Annotated in this window: 12 protein-coding genes and 5 tRNA genes; 14 read left to right on the top strand and 3 right to left on the bottom strand. The window is 51.7% G+C overall.

Annotation, left to right across the window (positions count from 1 at the left end; translation table 11 throughout):
• The first annotated feature begins 44 nt into the window (after positions 1-44).
• The 14 genes from pncC to luxS all read left to right on the top strand — a co-directional run bounded on the left by pncC (position 45) and on the right by luxS (position 10,006).
• Positions 45-542, top strand: coding sequence for a nicotinamide-nucleotide amidase (gene pncC / locus ACJHXB_RS00380; protein WP_000132231.1), 498 nt, complete (start codon positions 45-47; stop codon positions 540-542).
• A gap of 79 nt (positions 543-621) precedes the next feature.
• Positions 622-1,683 carry a recombinase RecA gene (gene recA, locus ACJHXB_RS00375; protein ID WP_000963143.1) on the top strand — a complete coding sequence of 354 codons (1,062 nt, stop codon included), beginning with the start codon at positions 622-624 and terminating at the stop codon, positions 1,681-1,683.
• A gap of 68 nt (positions 1,684-1,751) precedes the next feature.
• Positions 1,752-2,252, top strand: coding sequence for a recombination regulator RecX (gene recX, locus ACJHXB_RS00370; protein WP_000140506.1), 501 nt, complete (start codon positions 1,752-1,754; stop codon positions 2,250-2,252).
• A 127-nt stretch (positions 2,253-2,379) separates the two neighbouring features.
• The gene (gene alaS, locus ACJHXB_RS00365) at positions 2,380-5,010 is read left to right on the top strand and encodes an alanine--tRNA ligase (RefSeq protein WP_000047205.1); all 2,631 of its coding nucleotides are present in this window, start codon (positions 2,380-2,382) and stop codon (positions 5,008-5,010) included.
• A 234-nt stretch (positions 5,011-5,244) separates the two neighbouring features.
• The gene (csrA, locus tag ACJHXB_RS00360) at positions 5,245-5,430 is read left to right on the top strand and encodes a carbon storage regulator CsrA (protein WP_000906486.1); all 186 of its coding nucleotides are present in this window, start codon (positions 5,245-5,247) and stop codon (positions 5,428-5,430) included.
• Between the two features lie 315 nt (positions 5,431-5,745).
• Positions 5,746-5,838 (top strand) — tRNA-Ser (locus tag ACJHXB_RS00355).
• A 3-nt stretch (positions 5,839-5,841) separates the two neighbouring features.
• Positions 5,842-5,918 (top strand) — tRNA-Arg (locus ACJHXB_RS00350).
• Positions 5,919-6,116: 198 nt separating this feature from the next.
• Positions 6,117-6,193: transfer RNA gene (locus tag ACJHXB_RS00345), tRNA-Arg, on the top strand.
• A gap of 62 nt (positions 6,194-6,255) precedes the next feature.
• Positions 6,256-6,332, top strand: a tRNA-Arg gene (locus ACJHXB_RS00340).
• Between the two features lie 101 nt (positions 6,333-6,433).
• A tRNA-Arg gene (locus ACJHXB_RS00335) sits at positions 6,434-6,510 on the top strand.
• Positions 6,511-6,720: 210 nt separating this feature from the next.
• Positions 6,721-7,287: a fructose-1-phosphate/6-phosphogluconate phosphatase gene (gene yqaB, locus ACJHXB_RS00330; RefSeq protein ID WP_000273309.1), complete on the top strand. Its 567-nt coding sequence runs from the start codon at positions 6,721-6,723 to the stop codon at positions 7,285-7,287.
• Positions 7,284-7,712: a YqaA family protein gene (locus ACJHXB_RS00325; protein WP_001287455.1), complete on the top strand. Its 429-nt coding sequence runs from the start codon at positions 7,284-7,286 to the stop codon at positions 7,710-7,712. The genes yqaB and ACJHXB_RS00325 overlap by 4 nt, the downstream gene beginning before the upstream one ends.
• A 72-nt stretch (positions 7,713-7,784) precedes the next feature.
• A complete protein-coding gene (gshA, locus tag ACJHXB_RS00320) occupies positions 7,785-9,341 on the top strand; it encodes a glutamate--cysteine ligase (RefSeq protein WP_000611804.1) in 1,557 nt (518 codons plus the stop codon).
• A 149-nt stretch (positions 9,342-9,490) separates the two neighbouring features.
• Entirely contained in the window at positions 9,491-10,006 is a 516-nt protein-coding gene (gene luxS, locus ACJHXB_RS00315; protein ID WP_001130211.1) for an S-ribosylhomocysteine lyase, read from the top strand.
• A 63-nt stretch (positions 10,007-10,069) separates the two neighbouring features.
• On the opposite strand, the gene emrB is transcribed toward luxS, so the two are convergent.
• From emrB to emrR, 3 genes are all read right to left on the bottom strand, one after another.
• On the bottom strand, positions 10,070-11,608 hold the full coding sequence (emrB, locus tag ACJHXB_RS00310) for a multidrug efflux MFS transporter permease subunit EmrB (RefSeq protein WP_001295176.1): 1,539 nt from the start codon (positions 11,606-11,608) through the stop codon (positions 10,070-10,072).
• 16 nt (positions 11,609-11,624) lie between these two features.
• Positions 11,625-12,797, bottom strand: a complete 1,173-nt coding sequence (gene emrA / locus ACJHXB_RS00305) for a multidrug efflux MFS transporter periplasmic adaptor subunit EmrA (protein WP_001295175.1) — start codon at positions 12,795-12,797, stop codon at positions 11,625-11,627.
• 126 nt (positions 12,798-12,923) lie between these two features.
• Positions 12,924-13,454, bottom strand: coding sequence for a multidrug efflux transporter EmrAB transcriptional repressor EmrR (gene emrR, locus ACJHXB_RS00300; protein ID WP_000378442.1), 531 nt, complete (start codon positions 13,452-13,454; stop codon positions 12,924-12,926).
• Between the last annotated feature and the right edge of the window lie 56 nt (positions 13,455-13,510).

Here is a 13,510-nt window from a genome sequence, read left to right as displayed (position 1 = left end):
GTGCTATCTTGTCCGGCATAAATTTTTGACTGACAGAGGTTGTGATGACTGACAGTGAACTGATGCAGTTAAGCGAACAGGTTGGGCAGGCGCTGAAAGCCCGTGGCGCAACCGTAACAACTGCTGAGTCTTGTACCGGTGGTTGGGTAGCGAAAGTGATTACCGATATTGCCGGTAGCTCCGCCTGGTTTGAACGCGGATTTGTCACCTACAGTAACGAAGCCAAAGCGCAAATGATCGGTGTACGCGAAGAGACGCTGGCGCAGCATGGCGCGGTGAGCGAACCTGTCGTGGTGGAAATGGCGATAGGCGCACTGAAAGCGGCTCGTGCTGATTATGCTGTGTCTATTAGTGGTATCGCCGGGCCGGATGGCGGCAGTGAAGAGAAGCCTGTCGGCACCGTCTGGTTTGCTTTTGCCACTGCCCGCGGTGAAGGCATTACCCGGCGGGAATGCTTCAGCGGTGACCGTGATGCGGTGCGTCGTCAGGCTACTGCGTATGCATTGCAGACCTTGTGGCAACAATTTCTACAAAACACTTGATACTGTATGAGCATACAGTATAATTGTTTCAACAGAACATATTGACTATCCGGTATTACCCGGCATGACAGGAGTAAAAATGGCTATCGACGAAAACAAACAGAAAGCGTTGGCGGCAGCACTGGGCCAGATTGAGAAACAATTTGGTAAAGGCTCCATCATGCGCCTGGGTGAAGACCGTTCCATGGATGTGGAAACCATCTCTACCGGTTCGCTTTCACTGGATATCGCGCTTGGGGCAGGTGGTCTGCCGATGGGCCGTATCGTCGAAATCTACGGACCGGAATCTTCCGGTAAAACCACGCTGACGTTGCAGGTGATCGCCGCAGCCCAGCGCGAAGGTAAAACTTGTGCGTTTATCGATGCTGAACACGCGCTGGACCCAATCTATGCACGTAAACTGGGCGTCGATATCGACAACCTGCTGTGCTCCCAGCCGGACACTGGCGAGCAGGCACTGGAAATCTGTGACGCCCTGGCGCGTTCTGGCGCAGTAGACGTTATCGTCGTTGACTCCGTGGCGGCACTGACGCCGAAAGCGGAAATCGAAGGCGAAATCGGCGACTCTCACATGGGCCTTGCGGCACGTATGATGAGCCAGGCGATGCGTAAGCTGGCGGGTAACCTGAAGCAGTCCAACACGCTGCTGATCTTCATCAACCAGATCCGTATGAAAATTGGTGTGATGTTCGGTAACCCGGAAACCACTACCGGTGGTAACGCGCTGAAATTCTACGCCTCTGTTCGTCTCGACATCCGTCGTATCGGCGCGGTGAAAGAGGGCGAAAACGTGGTGGGTAGCGAAACCCGTGTGAAAGTGGTGAAGAACAAAATCGCTGCGCCGTTTAAACAGGCTGAATTCCAGATCCTCTACGGCGAAGGTATCAACTTCTATGGCGAACTGGTTGATCTGGGCGTGAAAGAGAAGCTGATCGAGAAAGCAGGTGCGTGGTACAGCTACAAAGGTGAGAAGATCGGTCAGGGTAAAGCGAATGCGACTGCCTGGCTGAAAGATAACCCGGAGACCGCGAAAGAGATCGAGAAGAAAGTACGTGAGTTGCTGCTGAGCAACCCGAACTCAACGCCGGATTTCTCTGTAGATGACAGCGAAGGCGTAGCAGAAACTAACGAAGATTTTTAATCATCTTGTTTGATACACAAGGGTCGCATCTGCGGCCCTTTTGCTTTTTTAAGTTGTAAGGATATGCCATGACAGAATCAACGTCCCGTCGCCCGGCATATGCTCGCCTGTTGGATCGTGCGGTACGCATTCTGGCGGTGCGCGATCACAGTGAGCAAGAATTGCGACGTAAACTCGCGGCACCGATCATGGGCAAAAATGGCCCGGAAGAGATTGATGCCACGGCAGAAGATTACGAGCGCGTTATCGCCTGGTGCCATGAACATGGCTATCTCGATGACAGCCGATTTGTTGCGCGCTTTATCGCCAGCCGTAGCCGCAAAGGTTATGGACCTGCGCGTATTCGTCAGGAACTGAATCAGAAAGGTATTTCCCGCGAAGCGACAGAAAAAGCGATGCGTGAATGTGACATCGACTGGTGCGCACTGGCGCGCGATCAGGCGACGCGAAAATATGGCGAACCTTTGCCAACTGTCTTTTCAGAAAAAGTTAAGATCCAGCGTTTTCTGCTCTATCGTGGCTATCTGATGGAAGATATCCAGGATATTTGGCGAAATTTTGCCGACTGAACGCATACGGTATTTTACTTCCCAGTCAAGAAAACTTATCTTATTCCCACTTTTCAGTTACCAGCCCGGCGGTTAAGACACGCTGGAGCTGGTGGCGATATTTCGTTAGCTTGATTTCAGGATAATTATGAGCAAGAGCACCGCTGAGATCCGTCAGGCGTTTCTCGACTTTTTCCATAGTAAGGGACATCAGGTAGTTGCCAGCAGCTCCCTGGTACCCCATAACGACCCAACTTTGTTGTTTACCAACGCCGGGATGAACCAGTTCAAGGATGTGTTCCTTGGGCTCGACAAGCGTAATTATTCCCGCGCTACCACTTCCCAACGCTGCGTGCGTGCGGGTGGTAAACACAACGACCTGGAAAACGTCGGTTACACCGCGCGTCACCATACCTTCTTCGAAATGCTGGGCAACTTCAGCTTCGGCGACTATTTCAAACACGATGCCATTCAGTTTGCATGGGAACTGCTGACCAGCGAAAAATGGTTTGCCCTGCCGAAAGAGCGTCTGTGGGTTACCGTCTATGAAAGCGACGACGAAGCCTACGAAATCTGGGAAAAAGAAGTCGGGATCCCGCGCGAACGTATTATTCGCATCGGCGATAACAAAGGTGCGCCATACGCATCTGACAACTTCTGGCAGATGGGTGACACTGGTCCGTGCGGCCCGTGCACCGAAATCTTCTACGATCACGGCGACCACATTTGGGGTGGCCCTCCGGGAAGTCCGGAAGAAGACGGCGACCGCTACATTGAGATCTGGAACATCGTCTTCATGCAGTTCAACCGCCAGGCAGATGGCACGATGGAACCGCTGCCGAAGCCGTCTGTAGATACCGGTATGGGTCTGGAGCGTATTGCTGCGGTGCTGCAACACGTTAACTCTAACTATGACATCGACCTGTTCCGTACGCTGATCCAGGCGGTAGCGAAAGTCACTGGCGCGACCGATTTGAGCAACAAATCGCTGCGCGTAATCGCTGACCACATTCGTTCTTGTGCGTTCCTGATCGCGGATGGCGTAATGCCGTCCAACGAAAACCGTGGTTATGTACTGCGTCGTATCATTCGTCGCGCAGTGCGTCACGGCAATATGCTGGGCGCGAAAGAAACCTTCTTCTACAAACTGGTTGGTCCGCTGATCGACGTAATGGGCTCTGCGGGTGAAGACCTGAAACGCCAGCAGGCGCAGGTTGAGCAGGTGCTGAAGACTGAAGAAGAGCAGTTTGCCCGTACTCTGGAGCGCGGTCTGGCGCTGCTGGACGAAGAGCTGGCAAAACTTTCTGGTGATACGCTGGATGGTGAAACGGCTTTCCGTCTGTACGACACCTATGGCTTCCCGGTTGACCTGACGGCTGATGTTTGTCGTGAGCGCAACATCAAAGTTGACGAAGCTGGATTTGAAGCAGCAATGGAAGAGCAGCGTCGTCGTGCGCGCGAAGCCAGCGGCTTTGGTGCCGATTACAACGCAATGATCCGTGTTAACAGTGCATCTGAATTTAAAGGCTATGACCATCTGGAACTGAACGGCAAAGTGACCGCGCTGTTTGTTGATGGTAAAGCGGTTGATGCCATCAATGCAGGCCAGGAAGCTGTGGTCGTGCTGGATCAAACGCCATTCTATGCGGAATCCGGCGGTCAGGTTGGTGATAAAGGCGAACTGAAAGGCGCTAACTTCTCCTTTGCGGTGGAAGATACGCAGAAATACGGCCAGGCGATTGGTCACATCGGTAAACTTGCTGCGGGTTCTCTGAAAGTGGGCGACGCGGTGCAGGCTGATGTTGATGAAGCTCGTCGCGCCCGTATTCGTCTGAATCACTCCGCAACGCACCTGATGCACGCTGCGCTGCGCCAGGTTCTGGGTACTCATGTATCGCAGAAAGGTTCACTGGTTAACGACAAAGTGCTGCGCTTCGACTTCTCACACAACGAAGCGATGAAACCAGAAGAGATTCGTGCGGTCGAAGACCTGGTGAACGCACAGATTCGCCGTAACTTGCCGATTGAAACCAACATCATGGATCTCGAAGCGGCGAAAGCGAAAGGTGCGATGGCGCTGTTCGGCGAGAAGTATGATGAACGTGTACGTGTGCTGAGCATGGGCGATTTCTCCACCGAGCTGTGTGGCGGTACTCACGCCAGTCGCACTGGTGATATTGGTCTGTTCCGCATCATCTCTGAATCGGGTACTGCTGCAGGCGTTCGTCGTATCGAAGCGGTAACCGGAGAAGGCGCTATCGCCACCGTTCATGCAGACAGCGATCGCTTAAACGAAGTCGCGCATCTGCTGAAAGGCGATAGCAATAATCTGGCTGATAAAGTGCGCTCAGTACTGGAACGTACGCGTCAGCTGGAAAAAGAGTTACAACAGCTTAAAGAACAAGCTGCCGCACAGGAGAGCGCAAATCTTTCCAGTAAGGCAATTGATGTTAATGGTGTTAAGCTGTTGGTTAGCGAGCTTAGCGGTGTTGAGCCGAAAATGTTGCGTACCATGGTTGACGATTTAAAAAATCAGCTGGGGTCGACAATTATCGTGCTGGCAACGGTAGCCGAAGGTAAGGTTTCTCTGATTGCAGGCGTATCTAAGGACGTCACAGATCGTGTGAAAGCAGGGGAACTGATTGGTATGGTCGCTCAGCAGGTGGGCGGCAAGGGTGGTGGACGTCCTGACATGGCGCAAGCCGGTGGTACGGATGCTGCGGCCTTACCTGCAGCGTTAGCCAGTGTGAAAGGCTGGGTCAGCGCGAAATTGCAATAATATAAGCGTCAGGCAATGCCGTGGACTCGCTTCACGGCATTCGCATTAACGCTATCGACAACGATAAAGTCAGGTTGAAGTTGTGTATATCGGCTAAACTTAGGTTTAACAGAATGTAATGCCATGACTGCTTAGATGTAATGTGTTTGTCATTGCTTACTTTTTGGCGTTATATGATGGATAATGCCGGGATACAGAGAGACCCGACTCTTTTAATCTTTCAAGGAGCAAAGAATGCTGATTCTGACTCGTCGAGTTGGTGAGACCCTCATGATTGGGGATGAGGTCACCGTGACAGTTTTAGGGGTAAAGGGCAACCAGGTACGTATTGGCGTAAATGCCCCGAAGGAAGTTTCTGTTCACCGTGAAGAGATCTACCAGCGTATCCAGGCTGAAAAATCCCAGCAGTCCAGTTACTAATCTTTCCGCGTCTCATCTTTATCGGTGAGACGCACCCTCAAAATTTCTTCTTCACTCCATTGTCTTTTCGCTTTACTCCCGTTCATTCAACTTAAGTCTCCATTTTTTTGCATTACTGCTATCTGACAGACCTCCGTTTTTCTGTTGATAAAACACTCTTTTTGACGTTTTTACAGACTAATTGAGCGTGAAGTGTGCAAACGATAAAAGTGTGGGAAAAATTGTTTGACTTATAAGTCTCAGAAAGTAATATGTGCGCCACGCAGCGACGATGAGCGATAAACAAGTTCTTCGAAGCACTCGTAAGAGGCGTGTGGTGAGGTGGCCGAGAGGCTGAAGGCGCTCCCCTGCTAAGGGAGTATGCGGTCAAAAGCTGCATCCGGGGTTCGAATCCCCGCCTCACCGCCATTTGCATCCGTAGCTCAGCTGGATAGAGTACTCGGCTACGAACCGAGCGGTCGGAGGTTCGAATCCTCCCGGATGCACCATATTCTACGTACTTTCAGCGATGAAGGTATGGAAGAGGTGGCGGTAATAACCGCAGGCACCAGGGAGGATAACGTTGCTTTAGCAACGGCCCGAAGGGCGAGCCGCAAGGCGAGTAATCCTCCCGGATGCACCATCTCTTACTTGATACGGCTTTAGTAGCGGTATCAAAAAATCTGCAGTAAAGTAAGTTTCCCGATGCATCCGTAGCTCAGCTGGATAGAGTACTCGGCTACGAACCGAGCGGTCGGAGGTTCGAATCCTCCCGGATGCACCATCTCTTACTTGATATGGCTTTAGTAGCGGTATCAATATCAGCAGTAAAATAAATTTCCCGATGCATCCGTAGCTCAGCTGGATAGAGTACTCGGCTACGAACCGAGCGGTCGGAGGTTCGAATCCTCCCGGATGCACCATATTCTCCGTAATCATCAGTGATGATGGTTAAGATGGATTTTCTTACTTGATATGGCTTTAGTGGCGGTATCAATATCAGCAGTAAAATAAATTTCCCGATGCATCCGTAGCTCAGCTGGATAGAGTACTCGGCTACGAACCGAGCGGTCGGAGGTTCGAATCCTCCCGGATGCACCATATTCTCCGTAATCTTCAGCAATGAAGGTATCGAAGAGGTAGCGGTACTAACCGCAGGCACCATCTTCTCCCACAAATTTCCTTCAAAAATATCTCATTTCTAAATAACTACTTTATCCATTTCCTGAATTTTCTTCTCCTTCGCCATCAGCGACAAAATCAAGCAATTACGCTAAAGTAGCGTCATATTTTTCGACTTGCGAGAAGACCATGTACGAGCGTTATGCAGGTTTAATTTTTGATATGGATGGCACAATCCTGGATACGGAGCCTACGCACCGTAAAGCGTGGCGCGAAGTATTAGGGCACTACGGTCTTCAGTACGATGTTCAGGCAATGATTGCGCTTAATGGCTCGCCCACCTGGCGTATTGCTCAGGCGATTATTGAGCTGAATCAGGCAGATCTCGACCCGCATGCGTTAGCGCGTGAAAAAACAGAAGCAGTAAGAAGTATGCTGCTGGATAGTGTCGAGCCGCTTCCTCTTGTTGAAGTGGTGAAAAGTTGGCATGGTCGTCGCCCAATGGCTGTAGGAACGGGGAGTGAAAGCGCCATCGCTGAGGCATTGCTGGCGCACCTGGGATTACGCCGTTATTTTGACGCTGTCGTCGCTGCTGATCACGTCAAACACCATAAACCCGCGCCAGACACATTTTTGTTGTGCGCGCAGCGTATGGGCGTGCAACCGACACAGTGTGTGGTCTTTGAAGATGCCGATTTCGGTATTCAGGCGGCCCGTGCAGCAGGCATGGACGCTGTGGATGTTCGCTTGCTGTGAGTGAAGCGTTATCGCTTTTCTCGTTGTTTGCCAGTAGTTTTCTCAGCGCTACACTATTACCCGGCAACTCCGAAGTCGTGCTGGTGGCAATGTTGCTTTCCGGGATCAGTCATCCCTGGGTTTTAGTTTTAACAGCAACAATGGGTAATAGCCTTGGAGGGTTAACTAACGTTATCCTTGGGCGTTTCTTTCCACTGCGTAAAACATCGCGCTGGCAAGAGAAAGCTACCGGCTGGCTGAAACGCTATGGTGCAGTCACGCTATTATTAAGCTGGATGCCCGTGGTTGGCGATTTACTGTGTCTGTTAGCGGGATGGATGCGCATCTCGTGGGGACCGGTAATCTTTTTTTTGTGCCTTGGTAAAACGTTACGCTATGTTGCAGTTGCAGCAGCTACCGTTCAGGGCATGATGTGGTGGCACTAATTGTAGGCCTGCACATATGGTCACCATTACAGTTATGCTAATTAAAACGATTTTGACAGGCGGGAGGTCAATTTGATCCCGGACGTATCACAGGCGCTGGCCTGGCTGGAAAAACATCCTCAGGCGTTAAAGGGGATACAGCGTGGGCTGGAACGCGAAACTTTGCGTGTTAATGCTGATGGAACACTGGCAACAACAGGTCATCCTGAAGCATTAGGTTCCGCACTGACGCACAAATGGATTACTACCGATTTTGCGGAAGCATTGCTGGAATTCATTACACCAGTGGATGGTGATATTGAACATATGCTGACCTTTATGCGCGATCTGCATCGTTATACGGCGCGCAATATGGGCGATGAGCGGATGTGGCCGTTAAGTATGCCATGCTACATCGCAGAAGGTCAGGACATCGAACTGGCACAGTACGGCACTTCTAACACCGGTCGCTTTAAAACGCTGTACCGTGAAGGGCTAAAAAATCGCTACGGCGCGCTGATGCAAACCATTTCCGGCGTGCACTACAATTTCTCTTTGCCAATGGCATTCTGGCAAGCGAAGTGCGGTGATATCTCGGGCGCTGATGCCAAAGAGAAAATATCTGCGGGTTATTTCCGCGTTATCCGTAACTACTATCGCTTCGGTTGGGTCATTCCTTATCTGTTTGGTGCGTCTCCAGCGATTTGTTCTTCTTTCTTGCAAGGAAAACCAACGTCGCTGCCGTTTGAGAAAACCGAGTGCGGTATGTATTACCTGCCGTATGCGACCTCTCTTCGTTTGAGCGATCTTGGCTATACCAATAAATCGCAAAGCAATCTTGGTATTACCTTCAACGATCTTTACGAGTACGTGGCGGGCCTTAAACAGGCAATCAAAACGCCATCGGAAGAGTACGCGAAGATTGGTATTGAGAAAGACGGTAAGCGACTGCAAATCAATAGCAACGTGCTGCAGATTGAAAACGAACTGTACGCGCCGATTCGTCCAAAACGCGTTACCCGCAGCGGCGAGTCGCCTTCTGATGCGCTGTTACGTGGCGGCATTGAATATATTGAAGTGCGTTCGCTGGACATCAACCCGTTCTCGCCGATTGGCGTAGATGAACAGCAGGTGCGATTCCTCGACTTGTTTATGGTCTGGTGTGCGCTGGCTGATGCACCGGAAATGAGCAGTAGCGAACTTGCCTGTACACGCGTTAACTGGAACCGGGTGATCCTCGAAGGTCGCAAACCGGGCCTGACGCTGGGTATCGGCTGCGAAACCGCGCAGTTCCCGTTACCGCAGGTGGGTAAAGATCTGTTCCGCGATCTAAAACGCGTCGCGCAAACGCTGGATAGCATTAACGGCGGCGAAGCGTATCAGAAAGTGTGTGATGAACTGGTCGCCTGCTTCGATAATCCCGATCTGACTTTCTCTGCCCGTATCTTAAGGTCTATGATTGATACTGGTATTGGCGGAACAGGCAAAGCATTTGCAGAAGCCTACCGTAATCTGCTGCGTGAAGAGCCGTTGGAAATTCTGCGCGAAGAGGATTTTGTAGCCGAGCGCGAGGCGTCTGAACGCCGTCAGCAGGAAATGGAAGCCGCTGATACCGAACCGTTTGCGGTGTGGCTGGAAAAACACGCCTGACAGAAAAGAAAAAGGCCACTCGTGAGTGGCCAAAATTTCATCTCTGAATTCAGGGATGATGATAACAAATGCGCGTCTTTCATATACTCAGACTCGCCTGGGAAGAAAGAGTTCAGAAAATTTTTAAAAAAATTACCGGAGGTGGCTAAATGCCGTTGTTAGATAGCTTCACAGTCGATCATACCCGGATGGAAGCGCCTGCAGTTCGGGTGGCGAAAACAATGAACACCCCGCATGGCGACGCAATCACCGTGTTCGATCTGCGCTTCTGTGTGCCGAACAAAGAAGTGATGCCAGAAAGAGGGATCCATACCCTGGAGCACCTGTTTGCTGGTTTTATGCGTAACCATCTTAACGGTAATGGTGTAGAGATTATCGATATCTCGCCAATGGGCTGCCGCACCGGTTTTTATATGAGTCTGATTGGTACGCCAGATGAGCAGCGTGTCGCTGATGCCTGGAAAGCGGCAATGGAAGACGTGCTGAAAGTGCAGGATCAGAATCAGATCCCGGAACTGAACGTCTACCAGTGTGGCACTTACCAGATGCACTCGTTGCAGGAAGCGCAGGATATTGCGCGTAGCATTCTGGAACGTGACGTGCGCATCAACAGCAACGAAGAACTGGCGCTGCCGAAAGAGAAGTTGCAGGAACTGCACATTTAGTCAGTAAACTATCTTCACAATTAATTGAAAAAAGCCAGTTCAAATGAACTGGCTTAGTTGTACTTAGTGCGCACCGCCTCCACCGCCACCTGCGCCAAAGGGCGGTTTAGCAAACCACACCAGCCCCAGCAGGACGAGGAATATTCCGGCTGACATCCAGAAGATCTCATTGGCGGAAATAATCAGCCCCTGATTGGTGATCTGCTGGGCAATCCAGCCTGATGCCTGCTGTTGCGTCATCCCAAGCCCTTCCAGTTGACTGTACATCGCCTGGGCATTCGGGTTGAACGGGTTTACCGACTCGGTTAACTGTGCGTGGTGCATCGACTCGCGGTTGGTCCACATGGTGGTGGTAATGGATGTGCCGATAGACCCCGCCAGCGTTCGCGTAAAGTTAGAGAGGCTCGATGCCGCCGCCAGTCGTTCCGGTGGCAAACCAGACAGCGTAATGGTGGTCAGCGGCATAAAGAAGCAGGCCACTGCGAAGCCCTGGATAAACTGCGGCCAGGCCGACGCACCAAAATCCATACCCGGTTCAAAGGTATAGGCACGCCAGTAGAAGCAGACGGCATACATAATAAAGCTGAAGGTTACCAGCCGCCGCATATCCAGTTTATGCGCGAAGCGGCCGATAATCGGCGACAGGATCACCGGAATAATCCCTACCGGCGCAGAGGCCAAACCTGCCCAGGTCGCCGTGTAACCGTAGACCTCCTGCAACAACTGCGGCAGCAGAACAATCGCGCCGAAGTAGAGCATATACGCGAGGCTGATACACAAGCAGCCGATGGTGAAGTTGCGCGACTTAAACAACGACAGATCGACTATCGGGTTATCGTCGGTCAGCTCCCAGACAATCAGGAAGCAGATAGCCACCACCGCCACCACGGTAAGGATGATAATTTCCTGTGATGAAAACCAGTCCAGCTCTTTACCGCGGTCGAGCATAATCTGTAGGCTGCCGATACCAATAACCAGCAGTGCCAGCCCCACGGCATCAATCCGCCGCCGTTCGGTGCGGGTTTCGCGTCCGCGCAGGGTTTGCAGTGTCATCAACACCACCGCCACGCCAATCGGCACGTTGATGAAGAATATCCAGCCCCAGTGGTAATTATCGCTGATATAACCGCCGAGGATCGGGCCGCAAATTGGCGCGACAATCACCGTCATCGACCACAACGCCAGCGCGATCGAGCGTTTGGCTGGCGGGTAGTTATTCAGCAATAGACTTTGCGAAAGCGGGATCAGCGGCCCGGCGACAATCCCCTGAATTACGCGGAAGAAGATCAGCATATTCAGGCTGCTGGAGACACCACACGCCCACGACGCAATAGCAAAGGCGATGGTTGACCAGAGGAACAGTTTCACTTCCCCGACGCGCTTTGCCAGCCAGCCGGTAAGCGGGATCGAGATGGCATTCGCTACCCCGAAGGAAGTGATTACCCACGTTCCCTGGCTGAGCGATGAGCCCAGGTTTCCGGCGATAGTGGGGATCGCCACGTTAGCAATGGTGGAGTCCAGCACCTGCATGAATGTCGCCAGTGACAGCGCAATCGTCATAATGACCAGTTGCGCGCCTTCCAGCGGTTTTTGCTGTTGCATAACACGCACCTCTGGATTAGCCAGCGTTAGCTTTTACGATATCGTCGATCAGTTTATTGACAGGTGCCAGGCTGATTTCACGCGCGGTACTTACCGCGACCGGTGTGGAACGTACTTTATTTGCCAGTACCTGACCGTCACGGTTAGTGGTATTGACGCTCACCAGCGTGGATAAACCGATACGCAGCGGGTATTGCTCCAGCTGTTTTTGGTCCAGTTCGATACGAACAGGCAGACGCTGAACGACTTTGATCCAGTTACCGGTGGCGTTTTGCGCCGGAAGCAGCGAGAACGCGCTACCTGTGCCCATATCCAGACCAACCACTTTACCGGTGTATTTCACATCATCGCCGTAAATATCGGTGGTGATGGTGACCGGCTGACCGATGCGCATATTGGCAATCTGCGTCTCTTTAAAGTTGGCATCCACCCACATATTGGTGGCTGGAACGACCGCCATCAGCGGCGTCGTTGGGCTAATTTGGGCCCCAGGCTGTACTGCTCGGCGGGAGACATAACCAGTCATCGGGCTGACAATACGGGTACGCTCCAGTGCCAGCCAGGCGTTACGTACTTCGGTGGCAGCCTGTTGCACGGCAGGCTGATCTTCCAGTTTAGTTCCCAGAATCATCGCCTGATTGGCATTGTATTGTTGAATAGCGACGTCCAGTTGCGCCTGGGCACTGGTGACGGCGTCGCGGGCGTGTTGCAGCTCTTCGCGACCAATCAGGTTGGCATTGCCCAGCGGCACACGGCGGTTGTAGTCGCTTTGTGCTTTCGCGAGGGCGATTTTTTGCACCTCAATATTCGCCTGCAACTGTTTGCTGTTAATCATCAGCTGGTGGGTTTGGCGAACGCTGGAAGCCAGTGCAGTTTTGGCTTTTTCAAACGCCTGGCGAGCATCTGTCGGGTCGAGAGTGACCAGCACATCGCCTTCTTTTACAAAATCGGTGTTATCGGCCCAGACTTTCGTCACGCTGCCAGACACCTGAGACATAATTTGAATCTGATTCCCTGCCACGTATGCGTCATCAGTTTCTTCGAAATGACGCAGTACCAAAAACCAATAAATCCCTATCGCTACGGCAATAATTATAAAGAGCAAGGTGAGAAGGAGGAGCAGACGCTTACGTTTGCCGCTCTTCTTTACCGGTTGCTGCGGGGTTTGAGTCTCCGCATTTGCGCTCATATTGTTCTCCACGATCTTCTTAACTCATCGGCTGAGCCGACCTGCTTGCCAAAAAGGCCAGCATGTTGCGATGCTGGCCAGTCATTTTTTCTTTTATAAATCTGGATTTTTGAGCGAGATGACGCGTTAGCTCATCGCTTCGAGAACCACACCGTCTTGTTCCATCTGGTCGAGACGGGAGAGCAATTTGCGGGTGATTTGCTCGAGCTGATCTTTTTCTGTTGTGCTGAGCGCGGACCAGAGTTGATGCAGGCAGTTATGCTGCGGTGGTAAAACCTCGCGCAAAAACTCGTGACCTTTTTCCGTTAATTGCAGATGCAGGCAGCGGCGATCGTTATCGCTTTCACGACGTTCGATCCAACCGCGTTTTTCCAGTTCATCGGCAATACGCGTCGCGTTGGTACGGGATGATCCAAGAGCACAACTCAATTCAGAAGGCTGAATACTGTGGTTTTCCTGAGACTCCAGCGTAATCAACGCCATAAACAACGTCTCGTTAATCCCCTGAGCCTTCAGCATTTTATTGCGGTTCTCCAGCAGCTTGCTTTGCATGTGCATGCAAAGACGGGTCAGAAGGATCTCCTGATAAGGAAAATCTTCGTGGCGGCTGGCGCGAAATTTTAGCATTTGTTCAATGGGCGTAAACGAACTATCCATTTGGGTATGACCTCATTAATTTCAGCCGATATAGTAACGACAGTGACAAATAAAGT

Origin of the sequence: Escherichia sp. WS3227_2, assembly GCF_046486495.1 — a bacterium.
Lineage (GTDB): Bacteria > Pseudomonadota > Gammaproteobacteria > Enterobacterales > Enterobacteriaceae > Escherichia > Escherichia coli.
The sequence above is the reverse complement of the archived record's forward strand: the minus strand, read 5'-3'. Positions and strand labels throughout refer to the sequence as shown.